This window comes from Nocardioides albidus (assembly GCF_006335005.1).
Classification (GTDB): domain Bacteria; phylum Actinomycetota; class Actinomycetes; order Propionibacteriales; family Nocardioidaceae; genus Nocardioides; species Nocardioides albidus.
Window position 1 is genome coordinate 1 of sequence record NZ_VDMP01000006.1, and the last position, 21,948, is coordinate 21,948.

The 21,948-nt window shown below is 72.3% G+C and carries 19 protein-coding genes; 9 read left to right on the forward strand and 10 right to left on the reverse strand.

The window, feature by feature from the left end:
* Positions 1-56 precede the first annotated feature (56 nt).
* The gene (locus FHP29_RS00040) at positions 57-665 is read left to right on the forward strand and encodes a TetR family transcriptional regulator (RefSeq protein WP_139620835.1); all 609 of its coding nucleotides are present in this window, start codon (positions 57-59) and stop codon (positions 663-665) included.
* Positions 666-688: 23 nt separating this feature from the next.
* Here the strand turns inward: FHP29_RS00040 and FHP29_RS00045 are convergent, their stop codons facing one another.
* Complete coding sequence (locus FHP29_RS00045) at positions 689-1,474, reverse strand: helix-turn-helix domain-containing protein (RefSeq protein ID WP_139620836.1); 786 nt, start codon at positions 1,472-1,474, stop codon at positions 689-691.
* A gap of 134 nt (positions 1,475-1,608) precedes the next feature.
* Between FHP29_RS00045 and FHP29_RS00050 the strand changes: the two genes are divergently transcribed.
* The 5 genes from FHP29_RS00050 (at position 1,609) to FHP29_RS00070 (ending at position 7,114) form a co-directional block, all read left to right on the forward strand.
* Positions 1,609-1,959 (forward strand): nuclear transport factor 2 family protein, encoded by a 351-nt coding sequence (locus tag FHP29_RS00050; protein ID WP_192903928.1) that lies wholly within the window; start codon positions 1,609-1,611, stop codon positions 1,957-1,959.
* Between the two features lie 97 nt (positions 1,960-2,056).
* Complete coding sequence (locus FHP29_RS00055; RefSeq protein WP_205013742.1) at positions 2,057-3,037, forward strand: zinc-binding dehydrogenase; 981 nt, start codon at positions 2,057-2,059, stop codon at positions 3,035-3,037.
* Positions 3,034-4,218 (forward strand): alpha-hydroxy acid oxidase, encoded by a 1,185-nt coding sequence (locus tag FHP29_RS00060; RefSeq protein WP_205013743.1) that lies wholly within the window; start codon positions 3,034-3,036, stop codon positions 4,216-4,218. The genes FHP29_RS00055 and FHP29_RS00060 overlap by 4 nt, the downstream gene beginning before the upstream one ends.
* Before the next feature lie 35 nt (positions 4,219-4,253).
* The gene (locus FHP29_RS00065; protein ID WP_139620837.1) at positions 4,254-5,984 is read left to right on the forward strand and encodes an N-acyl-D-amino-acid deacylase family protein; all 1,731 of its coding nucleotides are present in this window, start codon (positions 4,254-4,256) and stop codon (positions 5,982-5,984) included.
* 38 nt (positions 5,985-6,022) lie between these two features.
* Complete coding sequence (locus tag FHP29_RS00070) at positions 6,023-7,114, forward strand: TauD/TfdA family dioxygenase (RefSeq protein ID WP_139620838.1); 1,092 nt, start codon at positions 6,023-6,025, stop codon at positions 7,112-7,114.
* Between the two features lie 72 nt (positions 7,115-7,186).
* Here FHP29_RS00070 and FHP29_RS22100 read toward each other — a convergent pair whose 3' ends face one another.
* The 7 genes from FHP29_RS22100 to FHP29_RS00105 form a co-directional block, all read right to left on the reverse strand.
* Entirely contained in the window at positions 7,187-8,500 is a 1,314-nt protein-coding gene (locus FHP29_RS22100) for an ABC transporter substrate-binding protein (protein ID WP_240044207.1), read from the reverse strand.
* A gap of 145 nt (positions 8,501-8,645) precedes the next feature.
* The gene (locus FHP29_RS22345) at positions 8,646-10,160 is read right to left on the reverse strand and encodes an MFS transporter (RefSeq protein ID WP_240044206.1); all 1,515 of its coding nucleotides are present in this window, start codon (positions 10,158-10,160) and stop codon (positions 8,646-8,648) included.
* A gap of 55 nt (positions 10,161-10,215) precedes the next feature.
* Positions 10,216-11,868 carry a thiamine pyrophosphate-binding protein gene (locus tag FHP29_RS00085; protein WP_139620841.1) on the reverse strand — a complete coding sequence of 551 codons (1,653 nt, stop codon included), beginning with the start codon at positions 11,866-11,868 and terminating at the stop codon, positions 10,216-10,218.
* Between the two features lie 2 nt (positions 11,869-11,870).
* Positions 11,871-12,716: an ATP-binding cassette domain-containing protein gene (locus FHP29_RS00090; RefSeq protein ID WP_139620842.1), complete on the reverse strand. Its 846-nt coding sequence runs from the start codon at positions 12,714-12,716 to the stop codon at positions 11,871-11,873.
* A complete protein-coding gene (locus FHP29_RS00095; protein WP_139620843.1) occupies positions 12,713-13,759 on the reverse strand; it encodes an ABC transporter ATP-binding protein in 1,047 nt (348 codons plus the stop codon). The genes FHP29_RS00090 and FHP29_RS00095 overlap by 4 nt, the downstream gene beginning before the upstream one ends.
* Position 13,760: 1 nt before the next feature.
* Positions 13,761-14,666, reverse strand: a complete 906-nt coding sequence (locus tag FHP29_RS00100) for an ABC transporter permease (RefSeq protein ID WP_139620844.1) — start codon at positions 14,664-14,666, stop codon at positions 13,761-13,763.
* Positions 14,663-15,607: an ABC transporter permease gene (locus tag FHP29_RS00105; protein WP_158296423.1), complete on the reverse strand. Its 945-nt coding sequence runs from the start codon at positions 15,605-15,607 to the stop codon at positions 14,663-14,665. Before FHP29_RS00105 ends, FHP29_RS00100 begins: the two co-directional genes overlap by 4 nt.
* 232 nt (positions 15,608-15,839) lie before the next feature.
* Here FHP29_RS00105 and FHP29_RS00110 point away from each other — a divergent pair, with 232 nt between their 5' ends.
* A complete protein-coding gene (locus tag FHP29_RS00110) occupies positions 15,840-16,910 on the forward strand; it encodes a DUF1214 domain-containing protein (RefSeq protein ID WP_139620846.1) in 1,071 nt (356 codons plus the stop codon).
* Positions 16,911-16,925: 15 nt separating this feature from the next.
* Here FHP29_RS00110 and FHP29_RS00115 read toward each other — a convergent pair whose 3' ends face one another.
* Positions 16,926-17,654 carry an FAD-binding oxidoreductase gene (locus tag FHP29_RS00115; RefSeq protein WP_139620847.1) on the reverse strand — a complete coding sequence of 243 codons (729 nt, stop codon included), beginning with the start codon at positions 17,652-17,654 and terminating at the stop codon, positions 16,926-16,928.
* A gap of 133 nt (positions 17,655-17,787) precedes the next feature.
* Here FHP29_RS00115 and FHP29_RS00120 point away from each other — a divergent pair, with 133 nt between their 5' ends.
* Positions 17,788-18,957 (forward strand): acyl-CoA dehydrogenase family protein, encoded by a 1,170-nt coding sequence (locus FHP29_RS00120; RefSeq protein ID WP_139620848.1) that lies wholly within the window; start codon positions 17,788-17,790, stop codon positions 18,955-18,957.
* A gap of 34 nt (positions 18,958-18,991) precedes the next feature.
* Positions 18,992-19,870: an IclR family transcriptional regulator gene (locus FHP29_RS00125; RefSeq protein ID WP_139620849.1), complete on the forward strand. Its 879-nt coding sequence runs from the start codon at positions 18,992-18,994 to the stop codon at positions 19,868-19,870.
* A gap of 63 nt (positions 19,871-19,933) precedes the next feature.
* Here the strand turns inward: FHP29_RS00125 and FHP29_RS00130 are convergent, their stop codons facing one another.
* Complete coding sequence (locus FHP29_RS00130; protein ID WP_139620850.1) at positions 19,934-21,508, reverse strand: ABC transporter substrate-binding protein; 1,575 nt, start codon at positions 21,506-21,508, stop codon at positions 19,934-19,936.
* Between the last annotated feature and the right edge of the window lie 440 nt (positions 21,509-21,948).

Genomic DNA, 21,948 nt, shown 5'->3' on the forward strand with positions numbered 1-21,948 from the left:
TTCAGTCAGGCTCGCCGCTACCAACGTCCTGGCCGGGTACAGCTAGTCTCGTCCCTGTGACCGAGACGGCCGGCCTGACCGAGCGACGTAGGGCCGCGACCAGGCTCGACATCGCCCGAGCGGCGGCCCGGCTGTTCACCGAGCGGGGCGCGGGCGGCACGACGGCCGAGGCGATCGCCGCTGCCGCGGGCATCGGGCTGCGCACCTTCTACCGCTACAGCCGGTCCAAGGAGGACGCCGTCGCGCCGCTGCTGACCGTCGGCGGGGACGCCTGGCGCTCCCGACTGGCCCAGACCGCCCCCGGCTCGCCCCTCCTGCCCGCCGTGGAGGAGGCCATCCGCGCGACGCTCGGCGCCGCGAGCACTCCGGACCTCGACCGCGACCTCGCCTGGGTCCGCGGGCTGCTCCGCGCGGCGAACGACGACCCCGCCCTCGCCGCGGTCTGGTACCGGGTGAACCGCGACTCCGACGCCCGCCTCGTGCCGGTCCTGGGCATGATCGCGCCCGCCAAGGCGCAGCTCGAGCTGCGCCTCGTCGCGGCCGCCGCGACCGACGCGATCCGCGTGGCGCTGGAGGTGTGGGCCGAGGGCGACGAGCCGGGCGCGCCGGTCGAGCTCGCGGTGCGCTGCCTGCGCGCACTCACCGCCGGGCTCTCGTCGGCCTGAGGCTCAGCTCGGATCCCCCGAGCTCACGCTGGGTCGACCGAGAACAGCCCGCGGGTCGCCTCGTCCGCAGGGAGGAAGGTCTCGAGCCGCAGACCCTCCAAGGCCGCGTCGGTCGCCGTGGTGAGCTGGGCCGACGTGCTGAACATCCGCAGCACCCCGCCGGCCGTGCGCAGCCGCAGGGTCAGGACCGGGCCGGTCGTCGGGTCGAGGCGGGGCGTGCCGCCGTACAGGCCGACGATCTCCGCGACCAGGGCGTGATGGCGCGGGTCGTGCGTGCGCTCGGCGCGGCTGACCGCCTGGTGGTGGAGATGCCCGGCCCACTGGTCGAGGTTGTCGATCTGCCGGGCCAGGCCGTCCTCGTGCAGGCAGAGGCGGATCACGTTGACCGGCGGCTCGAGCAGCGCGGGCGAGCAACCGGCCAGCAGGACCGAGATCGCCGCGTTGGTGTCGACGACGTCCCAGTAGTCGTCCAGCAGGAGCGCGGGGTAGGGCAGGTGGGCGTCGAGCAGGCTGCGCAGTCCGTCCATCACGACCGACAGGGAGCCGTCGTCCAGCGATCGCTCGGAGTAGCGCGGCGCGTAGCCGGCCGCGAGCAGGAGCCGATTGCGCTCGCGCAAGGGGACCTCGAGGTTCTCCGCCAGGTGCAGGATCATGTCCGGCGTCGGGTGCGCGCGGCCGGTCTCCACCCGGCTCAGGTGCCGGGTCGAGACGGTCGACCGGTTGGACAGCTCCTGCTGGCTGAACCGGCGGCGCTCACGCCACGAACGAAGCATCGGCCCCACCTGCGCTTCCCCAACCATCGTGGTCATGGCCTCCACCCTAGGGAGACGGCGTCCGCGCGCCCATGACCTCGGAGGTCATGGCCATCCTCCCGTCGGCCGGTCCACGGTGGTTCCCGTCCGACCCAGGACGATCCGGAACAGCCATCCGAACGGAGACCATCATGAAGCACCTCGTCGACGCCTACCTGGCCACGTGGAACGCCTCCCCCGCCGAGCGCGAGAGCCTGCTGGCCGAGCACTTCGCCCCCGACGGCAGCTACACCGACCCCCTCGCCCAGGTGGCCGGCCGGACCGACCTGCACGCCCTCGTCGACGGCGTCCAGGCGCAGTTCCCCGGCTTCGTCTTCACCCCCGTCGGCTCCGTCGACGCCCACCACGACCGGATCCGCTTCCAGTGGGGCCTGGGCCCCGAGGGCGCCGAGCCGGTGGTCGTCGGCTTCGACGTGGTCGTCCTCGACGAGGACGGTCGGATCCGCGACGTGCACGGCTTCCTCGACAAGGTCCCGTCCTGAGGACGCGGGCCCCGACTCCCAGTGGCTGGGAGTCGGGGCGACACCGACCGCGCCCCTTTCGAAGACTGGACCGCCCGCGGCCCAGTCAGGAGGACCCATGCCGTCGATGTACGCGCAGCAGCTCGTCGCGCCCCGCACCTTCGCGGAGGTGCAGGCGCCGCGCCTCGGGAGCGACCACCTCGCGGACGGCGAGGTGCTGCTCCGGGTCCTCGCCGGGGCGATCTGCGGAAGCGACCTGCCGGTGTTCAACGGGGTGCGGACGCTCAAGCAGCGCGACGACGCGGTGGCGGGCCACGAGCCGGGGTCACCGATGCACGAGGTGGTCGGCGAGGTGGTCGCGTCGCGGGACGAACGACACCGGGTCGGGGACCTGGTGGTCGGCTGGGGCTCGCGGCTCAACGCGCTCGCCGAGCTCGCGATCAGTCTCGGCGACGACCTCCTCGGGTACGACGACCGGCTGAGTCCCGAGCACGCCGTCATGCTCCAACCCCTGGCCTGCGTCCTGTACGCCGTCGACCAGGTCGGCGACGTCGCGGGCGCTCGGACGGCGGTGCTCGGCCAGGGCCCGATGGGGCTGCTGTTCAACCACGTGCTCCGCTCGTCGGGTGCCCGGGAGGTGGTCGGCGTCGACCTGATCGACAGGACCGCGATCGGCACCCGGCTGGGCGCCCACGAGGTCGTGCACCAGCACACCAGCCGCTGGGCGTCCGGTCTCTCCGCGGGCGAGCGGCCCGACGTGGTCGTCGAGGCCGTCGGGCACAACACGTCGACGCTCGGCCACGCGCTCGAGGCCGCGGCCCCGAGCGGCCGGGTCCTCTACTTCGGCGTCCCCGACGACGCCCACTACCCGATCGACATGCGGGCGATGCTGCGCAAGAACCTCACCCTGACGTCCGGGATCACGCTTCAGCGCCGCACGATGCTGGCGCGCGCCGGCGCCTACCTGGAGTCCCATCCCGGGCTGAGGGAGCTGTTCGTGACCGACACCTTCTCCGTCGGGCAGGCGCAGGAGGCGTTCGAACTCGCGGTCGCGCCGACCGCGGAGACGGCCAAGATCACCGTGCGGATGGCATCGTGAGGGGCGGCGTCCAGTTCCGCTGGACCGCCGGATCCGGCGGCCCGCTGACCGTCGACGACTACCGCCTCCGCGCCCGCCGGAGGCTGCCCGGCATGGTCTGGGCCTACGTCGACGGAGGGGCCGAGTCCGAGCAGACGCTGCAGGCGAACAGGTCGTCGTTCGACCGCTGGTCGCTGGTCCCCCGCGTACTGACGGGCAACCAGGGCAGCGGGCTGCGGACCAAGCTCGGCGACACGGAGCTGTCCATGCCCGTCCTCCTCTCCCCCACCGGCATGACCGGGCTCGTCCACTGGGACGGCGAACGAGCGGCGGCGCGCGCCGCCGAGGCGGCCGGCACCAGGGCGGTGATCAGCACGGCGTCGAGCTACACGGTCGAGGAGGTCGCCGAGGCGACGTCCGAGAGTCACTTCTTCCAGCTCTACCCGTGGACCAGCCTGACCACCGGAGAGGCGTTGTCGAAGAGGTTCATCGACCGCGCGAAGGCCGCCGGCTACGCCGCACTGTTCGTCACGGTCGACGTGCCCGTCGGCGGCAACCGCCTCTCGGAGCGGCGCCGCGGCATGGGCATCCCGCCGACCCTCACCCCGGCCCGCGCGCTGAGCGCGGCCGTCCGACCCCGCTGGGCGTACGGGTTCGCCCGCCACCAGCGGGTCTCGGCGCGCATGCTCGTCGACGAGCGCGGGACCAGGGCCGCCGTCGCCTCCGCCCGCGCCCAGCAGACGCTGCTGCGTCCGGACCTGTGCTGGGACGACTTCGCCCGGCTCCGCGAGCTGTGGGACGGACCGATCCACATCAAGGGGATCCTCGCCGCCGAGGACGCCGAGCGGGCCGTCGACCTCGGCGCGGACGGCGTGATGGTCTCCAACCACGGCGGCCGCCAGCTCGACGGCGCCCCCGCGGCCATCGACGCCCTGCCCGCGATCGTCGACCGCGTGGGCGGCCGGGTCCCGGTCCTCCTCGACGGCGGCATCCGCCGCGGCACCGACGTCGTCAAGGCCCTCGCCCTCGGCGCGACCGCCGTCGGCATCGGCCGGCCCTACGTCTACGGCCTGGCCGCCGGGGGCCAGGGCGGCGTGGAGCACGTGCTGGAGATCCTGCGCGAGGAGATCGTGCGCACGCTCACCCTCATGGGTGTGGCGGACGTGAGCGAGCTCGGCCCGGACCACGTCCGACGGGCATGAGGGCTCCCCAGACACCCGACCCCGAGGAGGCGCACTTGAGCGACTACGACCTGGTCATCCGCCACGGCACCGTCCTCGACGGCACCGGCGCGCCCGCGCGAGCCGCGGACGTCGCCGTCCGACAGGGCTTGATCGTCGAGGTCGGCGACGTCACCGGCGCCGGCCGCGAGGAGATCGACGCCTCCGGTCGGCTGGTGACGCCCGGCTTCATCGACGTCCACACCCACTACGACGGCCAGGCCACCTGGGAGAACCGGCTCGTGCCGTCGACCAACCACGGCGTCACCACGGTCGTCATGGGCAACTGCGGTGTCGGGTTCGCCCCGTGCGAGCCCGAGCACCGCGAGCTCCTCATCAAGCTGATGGAGGGCGTCGAGGACATCCCCAACGTGGTGCTGACCGAGGGCGTCGACTGGCAGTGGACCACCTACCCCGAGTATCTCGACCACCTCGGCACGCGTCAGTTCGACGCCGACATCTGCAGCTACGTCCCCCACGCCGCGTTGCGCACCTACGTCATGGGCGAGCGCGCCTACCACCGCGAGCCCGCGACACCGGACGAGGTCGAGCGGATGGCCGCGATCCTCGAGGAGGCCGTCCGCGCGGGCGCCTTCGGCTTCGGCACCTCCCAGACGATGTTCCACCGCTCCAGCGACGGCCGGCTCACCCCCACGCTCGCCGCGACCGAGGAGGAGTACGCCGGTCTCGCCGCCGCCCTCCAGCGGGCCGGCGCCGGCCTGGTCCAGTTCGTCATCGAGTACGACGACGCCTGGGAGTCGGTGCTCGACATGGGCCTGCGCCAGGCCCGGGCCGCGGGCCGGCCGTTCAGCATGTCGCTGGTCCAGAGCCACGGGAGGCCCGAGGTCTGGCGGGAGATCCTGGACAAGGTCGACGACTTCAACGCGACCGGCGGCAGCGCCAGCGTGCAGGTGCTCCCCCGGCCCCTGGGCGTCCTGCTCGGCCTCGAGCTCACCCTCAACCCCTTCTACTCCACCCCGACCTACCTCGCGATCGCCGACCTCCCCCTGGCCGACCGGGTGCGGGAGCTGCGGCGGCCGGAGGTGAGGGCCCGGATCCTCGCCGAGTCCAACGACCCCGCGCCGGCGATGGAGATCGGCATGCGGGTGCGTGACTTCGCCCAGCTCTTCGAGATGGGGGCGGACTTCGACTACGAGCCGGCGAAGGAGACCAGCATCGGCGCCCAGGCGGCTCGGCTGGGCATCGCGCCCGAAGAGCTGGTCTACGACAGGCTGCTCGAGCACGAGGGCCGCAACATCCTCTACCTCGCCTTCTCCAACTACGCCGACCACTCGCTCGAGCCGTCCCGCCGGATGCTGCTCAGCGACCACGCCGTCCCCGGCCTCGGCGACGGCGGCGCCCACCTCGGCGTCATCTGCGACGGCAGCATCTACACCCACCTGCTCACCCACTGGGGCCGCGATCGGACCCAGGGCGAACGGATCCCGCTCCCGCACCTGGTCCGTCTGATGACGCGGCGGTGCGCGGAGGTCGTCGGGCTGCTCGACCGCGGGCTCGTCGTACCGGGCCATCGCGCCGACCTCAACGTCATCGACCTCGACCGCCTGCGCCTGGAGCGGCCGCGCGTCGTCCGGGACCTTCCCGCGGGCGGCCGCCGGCTGATGCAGGACGCTCGCGGCTACTCCGCCACCGTCGTCGGCGGCACGGTCGTGAGCCGGGACGGCCTGCACACCGGTGCCCTCCCCGGCCGGCTGGTGCGCGGACCCCGACCGGCGCCGGCCCCCTGATCCCGATCCGCTCCCCCACGACCAGAGAAGAGGACTCGATGAACGACACCCTGACCCCCGTAGGCGGCCGTGGCGCCTGGCGCGGCAGCACCTTCGACTACCGCCAGGACGGCCTGTGGCAGCTGTCCGGCGAGGAGCTCGGCGAGATCGACGCCGCCCTCGCCACGCTCAAGGACCACGGCGACCTCGACCTGACCGAGATCACGCCGGCCACCTTCCCCCTGCAGAGGGTCGGCGACCTCCTCACCCGGCTGCGCGACGAGCTGCGGTTCGGCCGCGGCTTCGTCCTCATCCGCGGCCTGTCCCGGGAGCGGTACGGCGACGACGACCTGGCCCGGATCTACTGCGGCCTCGGCGCCCACCTCGGCGAGGTCATCCCGCAGTCGGGCAAGGGTGAGATCCTCGGACACGTCCTCAACGTCGCCGACCTCGTCGACGAGCAGGTGCGCGGCTACCGCTCGGCGATGGCGATGAACATGCACTGCGACGGGCACGACGTCGTCTCGCTGCTCTGCCTGCGCGAGGCGAAGGAAGGCGGCGCCAGCCGGATCGCGAGCGCCGCCGCGGTCCACGACCGGATGCTGGAGATCGACCCTGACCTCGTCCGGGTCCTCTACCGCGGCATGCCGGTGATGCGCGGCCGGATGGATGCCGAGTACGGCGACGGGAGGATCGTCACCTCCGGCGACGTCGCCCTGTTCACCAAGACCGACGGCGAGTTCAGCTCCTGCGTGCACGTCGCGCAGACCCGGGACGCCGCGCGCGCCGGTCACTTCGAGATCACCGCGCAGCAGGAGGCCGCCCTGGAGCTGTTCTGCGAGCTCTCGTCGTCCCCCGAGCTCTACCTCGACATGCAGATCGCTCCCGGCGACATCCAGTTCCTCAACAACCGCCTGATCGTCCACGGTCGCACGCCGTACGTCGACCACGACGACGTCGGCCGGCGCCGCCACCTGATGCGGCTGTGGGTGAACATCCCCGCCTGGCCGCGCCGCCCCGCCGACCAGCAGGACATCTACTCGATGGAGGACCTGCCGCTCTGGGCGAGGCAGCGTCAGCCGTTCATGGAGCTGCCCGAGCGCTACCTGGCCGAGGTCACCGCCCGGCAGCGAGCCGCCGTAGGGGGCTGAGCCAGCAAGAACCGAGAGGGCCTGTGACGACGACGTCGTCACAGGCCCTCTGTCACGGTCCCTTCGAGATCGCTACTTGCTGATCCAGGCGTGCCGGAGGTCCTGCCCGCCGAGCGGGGCGAGGAAGGCCTTCCCCTCCTCGACGCCGTGGACCTTGTCGGTCATCACCCAACCGGGGACGCCCTGGTAGAGCGGCGCGAACATCGCCTGGTCGACCGCCCAGCCGGTCACGGCACGAGTGCGCTCGGCACGCTGGTCCTCCGTGGCCGTCGAGTCGTCGATCGCGCCGATCCTGTCGACGACGTCCTGCGGCACGCCGCCGGGCATGTTCAGCGGGTTGTCGAGGAAGAACCGGAGGGCGGCCCCCGGCTCGACCCCCGGATACGCCAGGAACATGAAGGCCCCCGGACGGTCGCTCTTCCCGTAGACGCCGCTGGAGAGCTGGCGGACGTCGTACAGCTCCAGGTCGATGTCGATGCCGACGTCGGCCAGGTCGGACTGCACGATCTGGGCCGCCTTGGGGATCGGCTCGTAGTTGCCGACGTAGAAGGTGCCGGCGTCCACTCCGTCGGGGTGACCGGCCTGGGCCAGGAGCTCCTTCGCCTTCTCCGGGTCGAAGTCGTAGGCGCTCTCCAGGGACTCGTCGAAGCCGTTGATCGCGGAGGCCATCGGCTGGACCCGGGGGCTGGTCGTCGGCACCAGCGCCTCGACGAGCGGCCTGCGGTTGATCGCGAGGTTGACGGCCCGGCGGACCCGCACGTCGTCGAACGGCTCGACGGTCTGGTTGAGGAACATCGTCACCGTCGTCGACGAGTTGACCAGCGGGCGCTGGACCAGGGTGCCCTGGTCGATCGCGGACTGGAGCTCGTTGACGTCGCCGTTGGACAGCACGACGTCGGCCTGGCCGCTGCGGATGGCGGAGTACGCCGCGTCCGTCGTCCGCACGGCGATCTCGACCTTCGCGACCTTGCCGGACTCCGGGTCCCAGATGCCGCCCTCGTCGGTCCGCCGCTTGTAGACGACCTGCTCCATCGGCCGGAAGCTCTCGATCTCCCAGGCACCGCTGCCGACCGGGTGGGTGGCGAGGTCGGGGTTGTCGAGGGCCTGCTCGCTGATCATGATGCCGGGCGCTGCGGACGAGATGCCGGCCAGCACGGCGCGGCTCGGGGCGGTGAGGACGAGGTCGGCGGTGTGCTCGTCGACGATCTCGACGTGGTCGATGATCGCCGTCGCCTGGGCGCTGACCTCGGCGGCCTGGTAGCGCTCGATGTTGGCCTTGACGGTCGCCGAGGTGAACGGGGTGCCGTCGGTGAAGGTGACGTCGTCGCGCAGGTCGAGTCGCAGCGTCCTCCCGTCCTCGGAGAAGGTCCACTTCGTGGCGAGCATGGGCAGGTACTGGCCGTCCTCGGAGATCTGCAGCAGGCGGTCGTAGACCGGCCAGGTGTTGGAGAGGACCGCGGTCGAGCCGGCCGTGAGGGTCGGGTCGAGGGTGGAGACGCCGGCGGAGGTGAGCCGCAGGGTCGCGTCGGGATCAGGGGCGCCGGAGGCTCCGGATCCACTGCTGGCGCCGCCACAGGCGGCGAGGACCAGGGCCAGTACGGCGGACGCGACGACGGCGCCGATCCGCGCGCGGGCCCGGGTGGTGCGGGGTTGGGACAAGGGAGTGCTCCTTCGGGTGGGGATGGGAGAGGAGGGCCTCGGCCGGTGACGGAACGGCCCGTCCCGACCAGACGGCGACGACGGCCGCCACCGACGCCACGAGGACGGCGGCCATCGCGGCGGTCACGAAGCCCGAGGAGGTCACCGTGCCGCCGCCGTCGCTGGCGACATCGAGGATCGTGACGACCAGCGCACTGCCGGCGGAGAAGCCGAGGTAGCGCAGGATCTGGTTGAAGGCCATCGCACTGCCGGTCTCGCTCGGCGGCACGAAGCGCATCATCAACGACGGCATCGCGGCGAACGAGCATCCGCTGCCGAGGCCGCCGACACTCATCGCGAGCACGTTGCCCCACAGGTGGTCGTGGACTGCCGCGAGGACCAGCGCGCCGAGCGCGAACAGCGCACAGCCGACCGCGAGGAGGGCGTCGCCCGACGCGGCGCCGGTCCGGCGGCCGGCGAGCCGGGAGCCGAGCACACTGGCGACGGAGAACGGCAGCAGCATCACGCCGGCCACCGTGACGTCGTGCCCGAGGCCGTAGCCGGACGACACCGGCGCCTGCACGGCCAGCACGACGAGGGTGATCAGCATGTACATGCCGCAGCCCGCGACCAGGGCCGTGGCGTTCGGACCGACGACTCCGGGCCGGAGGGCCAGGCGCAGGTCGACGAGCGGCTGCCGGTCGGGGCGCCGTTCGAACCCGAGGGTCCAGCGGGTCCAGGCGACGAGCGCGAGCACGGAGCCCGCGAGGACGCCCAGGGTGACGGCGGAGGTGGGGCCCCACGCGTTCGCGCGGCTCAGCGCGAGCAGCAGGCCGCCGGAGCCGGCGGCCAGCAGGATCGCGCCGGGGACGTCGGTGCGCCCCGGCTGCGCGCGGGTCCCCGTCGGGAGCACGACGGCGACGCAGGCCAGCGTCACAGCGGTGATCACGGCGCCGGTCCAGTACGCCGCGGACACGCCGTACCGGTCCACGACGAGCGAGGCGATCGGGTAGCCCAGGCCGGCACCGGCCACCGTGGTGACCGAGAGGCCGGCGATGACGGCCGGCCGTCGAGAGGCGGGGACGACGTCGCGCGCGACCGCGATCGCCAACGGTGTCACCGCGAGGCCGAGGCCCTGCAGGGCGCGGCCGGCGACCATCGGCCCGAAGCCGAGGGGCACCGCTGCCAGCACGCAGCCCACGAGCACCGCGGCCAGTCCGCCGAGCACCACCGGACGCCGCCCGGGGCCGCTGCCGAGGCGGCCGAGCAGCGGCGTGGTGACCGCGCCGGAGAGGAAGGTGACGGTGAGGATCCACTGTGCACCGGCCAGTGACACCCCCTGCTCCGCCGCGATGCGGGGCACCAGTGGGGCGCCGACGCTCGCCACGACGGCCGTCGAGGACGCCATCAACATCAACGCCGGCTGGAGCGCCCGATCGCGCCAGGACCGGCTCACCTCGCCGTCACGCGCCGAGCGTGCGCCGCAGCGGCTCCATCGCCGCCAGGTCGACGTGGATCAGGGTGGGGCCGTCGTAGGACAGCGCCTCGGCGAAGGCATCCTCGAATCCGACGGCGTCCTTGACCCGGGCGCTGCGTGCGCCGAAGGCGGTCGCGACAGCGGCGAAGTCCGGCGTCGCCAGGTCGAAGCCGGCGCTCAGACCGAGGCCCGAGGTGGCCTGGATGTCGCGCAGCATGCCGTAGCCACCGTCGTCGAAGAGGCACACGACGATCCGCGAGCGTGCCTGGACCGCGCTCGCGAGCTCGCCGATCCCGAGCATGAAGCCGCCGTCGCCCTGCAACAGCACGGTGTGTGCCGTGCTGCCGGCGGCAGCGCCCAGCGCGAGCGCCATGCCGGGCCCGATGCCGGCCGCGACCGACCGCACCGATGTCCGCGGCACGGTGATCGGCACGAGGCGGTCACCCCACACGAAGGCGGGGACGGTGGCGTCGCAGACGAGGACGCCGTCGGCGGGTCGATGCTGAGCGATGACCCGGCTCATCCGCAGGTGATCGGGGCCGGCTTGACGTGCGACCAGGTCGCGGGCGGCGGCGGCCGCGGACCGCCCGGCCGCGACGTGCTCCGCCCGTCCGGGGGCATCATCGGCCGGCGGCAGTGCGGCGGCGAGTTGCGTCAGGCCCGCCTTCGCGTCGGCAACGACGGCGACCGAGGCCGGGTAGGAGCGGCCGATGACCGCGGCGTCGACGTCGAGGTGGACGAGCGCCTCGGGGAAGGGCAGCGTCCACTGGCCGGTCGCGTACATCTGGAACCGGGTGCCGACGGCGAGCATCACGTCGCACCCCGCCACGAACTCGCGGACGGGTGGGAGCGTCGCATAGGCGCCGATGCTCAGCGGGTCGTCCTCGCTGATGGCGCCCCGGCCCTCGCGGCTGGTGAGGACCGGCGCGTTCCAGCGGCGGGCGAGGGCGAGGAGCTCCTCGGCGGCCTCGGCACGCAGCACCCCTCCCCCGGCCCAGATCACCGGACGCTGCGCCGTCGCGAGCAGTCGTGCGGCGGCGGCGACCTGGTCGTCGTCGGCCGCGATGCGCGGCAGCGGCAGTGCGGCCCGCCGGACGAGAGCCTCCTCGTCGAACGGCTGGGCGGGCGCGTCCTGCAGGTCGAGCGGGACCTCCAGCGCCACCGGCCGGGGCCGCCCGGCCAGAGCGGCCCGCCCGAGCCGGATCACCGTCTCCGCGAGGTCGTCCGTGGCCGAGGCGGTCACCACCTCCCGGCAGACCGTGGCCAGCATGGCGGCCTGGTTCTCCGCCTCGTGCACATAGCCGCGACCTCGCCCGAGGTGGGCCGACTCCACCTGGCTCGTGATGAGCAGGACGGGCGAGGACGACGTGTACGCCTCGTACATCCCGCCCATCGTGTTGGCCGTCCCCGGTCCCCCGCTGACGATGCCGACGCCGAGCGAGCCCGTGGTGCGTGCGTAGGCGTCGGCCGCGTGGGCGACACCCTGCTCGTGCCGGGCGCCGATGATCCGGATCGCTCCGCGGTCCTCGATCGCCCGCAGGATCGGGATGTTGTGGGCGCTCGGGATCGCGAAGACGACCTCGACGCCGAGCGCCTCGAGGGCGCTGGCGATGGCGGTGCTGGCAGTGGGCTTGGTCATGGTCACCTCTCGTGTCCGACGGGCTCGGAGCGCCCGCCGGTGAATCGCCGGGCCCGCGGGGTCCGGCCGGGAATGGCCGCCAGCAGCTCGCGGGTGTACGCGTGCTCGGGCGCGTCGAAGAGCCGGACCGCGGGCCCCTTCTCGAGCAGCCGCCCACGGCGCATCACGGCGACCTCGTCGGCGATCAGCCGCACCAGTCGCAGGTCGTGGGAGATGAACAGGTACGAGATGCCGCGCTCCTGCTGCAGGTCGTTGAGGAGGTTGATGACCTGCGCCTGGGTGGACACGTCGAGCGCCGCCACCGGCTCGTCGCAGACGATGAACGCCGGGTCGGTGATGAGCGCCCGCGCGATCGCGACCCGCTGCAGCTGGCCGCCGGACATCTCGTAGGGATAGCGCTCCATGTGCGCGGCGGTCAGGCCGACGCGGCGCACCATGTCCAGCGCCTTCGCATGCCGCACCCGACGTGAGTCGTCGGTGTGCATGATCAGCGGCTCGGCCACGGCGTCCTTGATCAGCATCCGCGGGTTCAGCGAGGTGTACGGGTCCTGGAAGATCATCGTCGCCCTGGCCCGCATCCGGCGCAGGTCGCCGCGCGGCAGCGCCGCGAGGTCGGTGCCGAGCAGGTCGATGGTCCCGGCGTCCGGCTCGATCAGCCGGAGGACGAGCCGACCCACCGTCGACTTGCCGGCGCCGCTCTCCCCCACCAGACCGAGCGTCTGCCCGGGTGCGATCTCGAAGCCCACCTCGTCGACGGCGGTCAGCCGGTGCGGGTCGCGTCGCAACAGGGTCGGCCGGGCGCCGTACGTCTTGGTGAGCCCGCGCACGGACAGGGTCGGCTCGCTCATGGAGTCACTCCCGGCAGGTCGATCTCGCCGGCGCGCTCGCAGCGGCTGAGGTGGTGCGCGGACAGCTCCCGCAGCGCGACCGGGCGGCGGCACTGCTCGTCGACCGCGTGGGCGCACCGGGCCTGGAATCGGCAGGTCGGCGGGAACTCGTGCGGAGGGGGAACCACTCCGGGGATGAAGCCGAGCGGCTCCCCCCGACGGGTCGGCTCGAGCATCGACTGCAGCAGGGCGCTGGTGTAGGGGTGCGACGGGTCGTGGAAGAGCGCGTCGGCCGCGCCCTGCTCGACCACCTGTCCGGCGTACATCACCGCGACGCGATCGCACATCTCGGCGACGACGCCGAGGTCGTGCGTGATCAGCAGGACGCCGAGGCCGAGCTCGCCCTGGAGACGGCGGATGAGCTCGAGGACCTGACGCTGCACGGTCACGTCGAGCGCGGTCGTCGGCTCGTCGGCGATGAGCAGCATCGGATCGCACGCCAGTGCCATCGCGAGCATCACCCGCTGGCACATGCCACCGCTGAACTCGTGGGGATACTGCCGCACGCGCCGGGCGGCGTCGGGGATCTCGACGAGCTCGAACAGCTCGACGGTGTGCTGCATCGCGCGCTTGCGCGACCAGCCGCGGTGCCGGCGCAGGGACTCCGCGACCTGGTCGCCGACGGTGAACGCGGGGTTCAGGCAGCGGCGCGGCTCCTGGAAGATCATTGCCGCCTTGACGCCGCGCACGTCGGCGAGCTGGCGCTCCTTCAGCGCGGAGATCCGGCTGCCCATCACGTCGACGGTCCCCCGGCTGATCCGGGCGTTCTTCGGCAGCAGACCCATGACCGACAGCGAGGTCACGGTCTTGCCGGAGCCGGACTCCCCCACCAGGCCGACGATCTCGTTGCGGCCCACGGTGAGGTCGACGCCGTCGACGATGGTGACCCAGCCGTGCTCGGTGCTGACCTCGACGGTGAGGTCGGTGGTCCGCAGGACGGCGTCGTCGGCGCCGTCGGCGCCGTCGGCGGCCGCGGGAGGCGGCACGGTCTCGAGAGCGGACATGTCATCGTCCTCCGTCGGTCGTCTGTCGGCCCATCGCGTCGCGCAGGCCGTCGCCGAGCAGGGAGAAGCCCAGGATGGTGAGAGCCACCATCACGGTCGGCGGATAGATGAGGTACGACGCCGTGGTGAGGTTCGACGAGGCGTCGTTGAGCATCAGCCCCCAGGTGGCCTGCGGGGCGCGGGCGCCGAGGCCGAGGAACGACAGGCTCGCCTCGGCGACGATGACGACCGACGCGGAGAAGGAGGCCTGCACCAGCAGCGGTGGGGCGACGGCCGGCAGGATGTGGCGCCACAGGATGCGCCAGCTCGTGCATCCGCTCGCCCGCGCGCTCTCGATGTAGAGCTCGCTGCGCGCACCCTGCGTCGATGCGCGCACGATCCGGTAGAAGCTCGGGATGATCACCACCGAGATCGCCAGCATCGCGTTGCGCAGTCCCGGTCCGAGGATCGCGACGACCACGACGGCGAGGATCAGCGGCGGCAGCGTCATCAGCGCGTCGATGACCCGGCTGACGATCGCGTCGGTGACGCCACCGGCGTAGCCCGCGACGATGCCGAGCGGAACGCCGACCAGCAGCGCCAGGCCGACGGCCTGGGCCGAGGCCAGCAGGTCGACGCGGGTGGCGACGAGGAGCCGGCTCAGCACGTCGCGTCCGAGCTCGTCGGTGCCGAGCAGGTGGGCGCCGGAGGGTCCCATCAGGCGGGAGGTGAGCTCGACCTTGTTGGGGTCCTGCGGCGCGATCCACTCGCCGAGGACGGCGATCAGCCCGATCAGGATCAGCACGACGATCGAGAACACGGCCGCCTTGTTGCGCCGCAGGCGACGCAGGATCCGGCTCTGGTACCAGCGTCGGGGGCGCACCGTGGCCGGGTCGCCGTCGTGGGCGGAGACGGGCGCGGCGGTCATCGGGCCCTCAGCCTGGGGTTGAAGTAGCCGTAGGAGGCGTCCACGGCGAGGTTGACGGCGGTGACGACCAGCGCGACCACGACGATCAGGCCCTGGAGGGTGACCAGGTCCCCGTTGAGGACCGAGTCCACGCTGACCGAGCCGAGCCCGGGGATGGCGAAGATCTTCTCCACGACGACGGCACCGCCGATCATCGAGGTGAGCACGAGGCCGAGCACCGTCACGACCGGCGGCGCGGCGTTCTTCGCGGCGTGCTTGGCGACGATCGCCCCGCGGCGCAGGCCCTTGGCGCGGGCGGTGCGGATGTAGTCCTCCTCGAGGGTGTCCACCAGCGCGCTGCGGACCTGCCGGGCGAGCAGCGCGCCGGGGATCGTCGCCAGCGAGAGCGCCGGCAGCGTGGAGAACTGCAGCCACGGCCCGATGCCGTCGGACAGCGTGGCGTAGCCGGTCGCGGGGAACGCCGGCGAGAGGATCGCGAAGAACAGGACGAGCAGGATCGCCGCCACGAACGGCGGGACCGCCAGGAGGATGTTGGCGATCGCGTTCATCGCCCAGTCGACGGCACCGCCCCGGTTGAGGGCGGCGACGGTGCCGAGCACCACGCCCATGACGACGGCGAAGAACAGCGCCAGCACGACGAGGGAGACGGTGATCGGCAGGCGGAACATGAGATCCGAGGTGACCGCCTGGTGGGTGATCGGCGACACTCCGAAGTCGCCGTGGAGGGCGGCCGCGCCCCAGTCGAGATAGCGCTCCCAGAAGGGACGGTCGAGTCCCAGCGCGGCCCGGATCTCGGCCAGGCGCTCAGGCGTCGGGTTGTCGCCGGCCAGTGTCGCCGCCGGGTCCGTGGGCGAGAGCTCCATGAGCAGGAAGACCAGGAACGTCACGAGAACGATCGTCGGCACGGCCAACAGCAGGCGCTTGCCGATGAAGCTGATCATGCGCATCACCATCGTCGGGGTCGAGACGCCGGCCGGAGTGCCGGCGATGCTGCGCGACGCTAGTTCGGGCGACACACGTCGCGGGGATCACTTCCACTGGCCGGGAGTAGCCCCCTCCGTGCCGCGATGACGCCCCCGAGCCGGCGCCGCAGCCGGCTGCCGTCGCCCCTCGATCTCGGCCAACGGGATCGGCCGCGGATCGCCGTACCCCGTCCTCCTACGGTCGCGCGCCATGGCGACCAACCGGATGTGGGACGAGTTCTGCGACCAGCTCAAGGAGGCCGGTCAGGCCCTTCTCGACGACCAGGCACCCCAGGATCCGCTCAACCAGGCCGAGGGGGTGCGCTATCTGCTGCGGCTGCTGCGGTACGCGACGCTCAACAACATCGAGAACGCGGATCCGCGCTTCCCGACCATCACGAACGCCCTGGACCCGAACCTGCGCTGCAAGATCGGCGCCGACAACCCCGACAACATCTACCTGCGGGCGCCGCTGTCGGCGGAGTACCGCTACCGCATCCACGGCACCCGAGGGACGGCTCCGCTGCTGACCCTGGGCTCGAAGGCGAACCGCTACCACATCGACGGCACCATGGCCTCGACCGGCGAGCTGGCCAACGACGAGATCACCGTCGACGACGAGGGGCGCTTCAGCGTCATCGCCAGTGCCGAGCCGCCGCCGGACGGCGGCGACTGGCTGCCCCTGACCGAGGCCACCACCAACCTGACCGGACGTCAGTCCTTCCAGGACCGGTCGGCCGAGATCCCGGCCCGGGTGGAGATCGAGCTCCTCGACGACGTCCCGGCGCCCGAGCCCCTCGATCCCGGCACCTTCGCCCGGCAGCTGGCGCAGGCGGTCCAGTTCGTGAAGGGCACCTCCGCGACGTTCACCCGGTGGACCCGGATGTTCAGCGAGCGGCCCAACGAGCTGCCGGACTGGGGGCAGGACCTGTTCCAGGGGGCCGGTGGCGATCCGGCGATCTTCTACCTGCACGGCTACTGGCGGATCGCGGCGGACGAGGCGTGGGTGATCCGGACGCGGGTGCCCGAGTGCGAGTACTGGAACTTCGTGCTGCAGAACTGGTGGATGGAGTCGCTCGACCACGACCGGATGAACACCTACGTCAACAACCGCTCCGCCCGTCTCGACGAGGACGGCACGGTGACGATCGTCGTCGCCGACCGGGACCCGGGATTCGGGAACTGGCTGACGACCGGCGGGCACCGCGAGGGGACGGCACTCCTGCGCTGGGTGGGCGCGACCGACCACCCACTGCCGACCTGCACCGTCGTCAAGGTCTGATCGGCCGGGCTCGGGTCAGGCCCGGCTCTGCGCCCACAGCCGGGCCGCCGGGACGCCCGCGTCGGCGGCGGCGCGGGTCGCGACGTCGAGGAGGGCAGGCGGCCCGCAGACCACGACGTCCGGTCCCGGGGCGCCCGCCAGCCGGGCGCGGATGACCTCCGCGTCGGTCGCCAGCGGGCCGGGGTCGGAGAGGTGGAGGACGTCCAGCCGGCCGTCGTACCGGCGCTCGAGGGCCGCGAGCTCTTCGCCGAAGAGGACCGACGCTCCCGCGTGGACGTAGAGCAAGGTCACCCGCCGCCTTCCGGCGCGGAGCCGCGCCGCGAGCAGCGACATCACGGACGCGACGCCGATCTCCTCGGCGACGAGGAGCAGGTCGCGGTCCTCGACGGCGGTCGGTCCGAAGGTTCCCTCCGGCGGAAGGACGTCGATCTGGTCGCCCACCCGAAGGTGGTCGCAGATCCAGTTCGAGGCGTAGCCGCCGCGCTTGCGGCGCACCGTCACCCGCATCGGCTCCCCGACCGGGCCCGAGCCCGACAGGGCGTACGGTCGGGCGGCGCCACCCGCTTGCTCGGAGGGGACCTGGAGGGTGAGGAACTGGCCCGGCTCGAAGTCGAACAGGTGCGCGTCCGCCGCGGCGGGCACCAGCACGATCGAGTGGGTGTCGGCCGTCTCCCGGACGACCTCGATCACGCTGACCGTGAAGGACCGTTGCGGCACCATCCGTCCGTCCTCCTCCGTGGCCACCCTGCGGTGACGCTAGAGAGCACGAGCTCCGCATTTCCGCACCGGTCCCAGCCATCGAGACCTGGGCGGGGCTAGTCTCGAACCCGCTGGATAGTCCCGGTGGGAGCGATCTGCAAGGAGGAGAGAGGGCCGCGTGAGCGAGGACATCCTGGACCCGATCCGCGCCCTCCTTCCAGGCGTGCGCGAGGACGCCGTGAAGGTGGAGGCGCTGCGCACCATCCCGCAGGAGACGATGCGTGCACTGGTCGGGACCGGCTTGCTGCGCACCTTCCAGCCACGCGCCCTCGGTGGCGCCGAGGGCGACCCGGCGGCGTTCTTCGCCGGCATCCGGCTGCTCTCCAGCGGCTGCGGATCCGTCGGCTGGACGGCGTCGCTGATGGGCACGACCGCATGGCACGTCGCGCTGCTCGAGGAGCAGGCGCACGACGAGGTCTGGGGCGACGATCCCGACGCCCTCGTGACGTCCAGCTACGCCCCGCTGGGCAGGCTGGTCCCGGACGAGGCGGGCTACCGCCTCTCCGGCACGTGGAACTCCGTCGTCGGCGCGGACCTGGCCGACTGGATGATGCTGGGCTCCCAGGTCATCGGGCGCAGCGGGGAGCCGATCGACTACGCCGCGGTGCTGCTGCCCCGCTCCGAGGTCGAGGTCGGCGAGGCGTGGGGGGCGGTGGGCCTGCGCGGCACGGGCACCCGCGCCGTCACGGTCGAGGAGACCCACGTTCCGCTGCACCGCGTCTACGCGACCGCCCGGCGCAGCACGCTGGTCGAGGCCCTGCGTGCTCCGACCGCGCCCGCGCTCTACCGGGTGCCGTACGCCGCGATCTACAGCACCTCGATCACGGCTCCGTTGCTCGGCGCGGCCGAGGGCGCCTACGCCTACTACACCGAGCGCTCGCGGCAGCGCTCCCGCCTGAGCCTCGGCGCCCGGAGCGGTGAGGACCCGTCGACGTCGCTGGCCATCGCCCGCGGGCTCAACGAGCTCGACGCGAGCGTGCTCCAGATCGAGCGTGATCTGCGGGAGCTGCACGCCTGCGCCCTCCACAACGAGCCGGTGCCGATCGAGCTGCGCCTTCGGGCACGCCGCGACCAGGTGCTGTCGACCGAGCGTGCGGTCGATGCGATCGAGCTCCTGCTGAGGGCCGCCGGCGGCCACGGCGTTCAGGGCAGCACGCCCATCCTGAGGGCCTGGCGCGACATCCACACCGGCGCCGCCCACCTGGTCAACAACGTCGGTCAGGGTGCCGGGCTCTACGGCCGCTGGGCCCTCGGCTTCGGCGTCGACGACACGCTGGTGTCGGTGTGAGCGGCCGCGGCGACCACACCGGGAGGGGACGACGATGACCGACGTGAACGAGCAGCCCGACGGCGACGGCGACGGCGGCGGGTCCCGGGAGTCGATGCTCTCGCGGATGACCTCCATCCTCGACGCCTTCGTGGACCGCGGCGATCACCTGCGCCTCGACGACATCGTGAACGCGACGGGTCTTCCTCGGTCCACCAGCCACCGGATCCTGGACCAGCTCGTCCGTCTCGCCTGGCTGCAGCACTCCGCGGACGGCTACGCGCTCGGCCGCCGGGCGCTCCAACTGGGTGGTGCACCGGGCGGCCTGGGCGGCCACGAGGACCTGCGCGGCGCCGCGGTCCCCGTCCTGCAGGAGCTCCACGCGAGAACCGGCCAGCTGGTCCAGCTCGGCATCCTCGACTTCGCCGAGGTGGTCTATCTCGACACGGTGGGCTACGGCCAGCGGCTGCCGGCCGAGCCCCGCGTCGGTGGCCGGGTGCCGGCGCACTGCGTCGCGCTCGGCAAGGCCATGCTCGCGTGGCTGGCACCCGAGGAGATCGACGCCCTGCTGTACGAAGGTCTCAAGGCGCGCACCCGCACGACCATCACCGACCTGTCGATGATGCACGTCGAGCTGCGCCGGATCCGGAGCCGACACGGCATCGCCTTCGAGCACGACGAGAACGTGCCCGGGGTCTCCAGCGTCGGCGCAGCCGTCCAGTGTCCCGACGGCGTCACGGCCGGCATCGCGCTGGCCGGCGCGACGGCCGACCTGTCGCTCGAGCGGTGGGTCCCCGTGATCCTCGACGCCGCGCGGCGGATCTCGAGCAGTCTGTGCCCGGACTCCCCGCCCGACGACATGCCGTCGGCGGCGTGGTCGGACGGCATGATGTCGACCGTCTTCGCGCTCACCGACGACGACGCCATCATGTGACGTCGCGACGCGCACCGGGCCCGGCCGACCATGAGGTCGACCGGGCCCGGGCGCGGGTCGTGGCTACTTGGTCATGCTGACATAGCGCAGGTTCGCGACCCCGCCGTTGAAGGACGCCAGGTCGTCGAGCCCCTGAACCTTCGGCGACGCGGCGAGGCCTCCGACGCCCTGCCACAGCGGCGCGAACATCGGGTTCTCGGTCGCGAGGTCGAGCGCGGCGGAGATCTTCGCCGTGCGGTCCTCGTCGGACAGTGCCGGGTCGTCGATCCCCTCGATGGAAGCGGCGACCTTCGGGTCGGCGCCTCCGGGGTTCCACAGCGGGTCGACGAACAGCCGGCGCAGCCATGCGTACGGGTCGATCGACGGCAGCGACAGGAACATGAACTGCCCGGAGTTCTTGCCGCCGGCGTACGTCGTCACCTGGGCGAGGATGTCGACGGTGCGCAGCTTGATGTCGATGCCGACCTCGGCGAGCTGGGCCTGGACCGCCTCCGCGGCCTTGTCGATGCTCGCCGCCGGCGAGATGAGGAACTCGCCGGGGATCTCGACGCCGTTCTCGTAGCCCGCCTCGGCGAGCAGCTTCTTCGCCGCCTCGGGGTCGTACGGGTAGGTGCCCTCCCGCTCCTCGTCGAATCCGGGCATGCCCTCCGGCCAGGTCGCGCCGCGGGGGCTGTCGGACGGGACGAACGCGTCGACGACAGCCTTGCGGTCGATGGCCAGGTTGATCGCCTTGCGCACCCGGACGTCGTCGAGCGGCTTGAACTTCGGGTTGAAGTACAGCCCGACCATGTTCAGCACGCCCTCCATCGGCACGGTCCGGATCGGCGTGCCGGCGTAGTCGTTCGGGTCACCGGCCCAGCTGGTGAGGTCGATCTGGCCGCTCTTGAGCGCGTTGAGCTTGGCGTCGGCGCTGGCGATCCGCGCCAGCTCGACGCGCGCCACCTTGCCGGTCCCCTCGTCCCAGATGCCGCCCTCGTCGGTGCGGCGGACGTACACGGCCGACTCGCCCGGCTTGAAGGACTCGAGGGTGTAGGCGCCGGTGCCCACCGGCTTCGTGGCGATGTCGCCGGCCGCGATCGCCTTCGGCGAGATCATGATGCCGCCGAGGCTGCTCGACAGCGACGTCAGGATCGTCGTGGTCGGCTTGAGCAGATGGATGGCGACCTCGTACTCCCCGACCGCCTCGACGCTCTCGACCGCCGCAAGTGCGGTCTGCACGGTGCTCTTGTCGGCAGACTTGTAGTACTCGAGGTTCGCCACGACGGCGGCGGCGTCGAACTTCTCGCCGTCGCTGAAGGTGACGTCGTCACGCAGCTCGAGCTCGAGCGTCCTGCCGTCCGCGGAGAAGGTCCACCCGGTGGCCAGCATCGGCTCGTAGGTGTTGTCCGTGCTGACCCGGACGAGCGTGTCGTACATCGGCCAGGTCGAGAACGTCAGCTGTGTCGGCTCGGGCGCCTGGGCTGGATCGAGCGAGGCGGCCATGCCGTACATGACCCGCAACGTCGCGTCCGGGTCGTTCTCTCCCGTGCCGCCCGCGGCTCCGGTCCCGGCACCGCACGCCGCAAGGGCCAGGCCCGTGACGAGCGCCGCGACCGCAGCCGTGACTCGCCGGCCGACCAACCTGTTGGTGATTCTCATCAGTCCGTCCTCTCGATGGGCGCCCGATCGCCATGCGTGGTGGCAGGAAGTTAGATCCGCCCGGTTCGCCCCCACGCCGTCACTCCCGGTGGCCGAGATCGTCAGGCACCCGGCCCTGGATGCGGGTTCCACGCACGGCGTTCGCGGGACGTCTCGGCCGACGAGGCGGGGAACTCACCGCCCGCACTGCTCGCGGTCCCAGCCATCGGGACCCGGCCGCGCCCGGCGCAGGTCGAGCACACGCCGAGCGGTGCGGCGGGTGGGACGTATCGGCGGAGAGTTGCACCCTTGCGACAGTTCCGGACCTGTTGCATTGTGTTCCCCGCTCGTCGTTTCCCTCGCGGGGTGAGTCGAAGGAGAGTCATGCAGGACAGCGCGTTCGACGAGGACGAGACTCCGCCCTTCGACGCTCTGTACGTGCTGGCGCTGAGGTCGGCGCG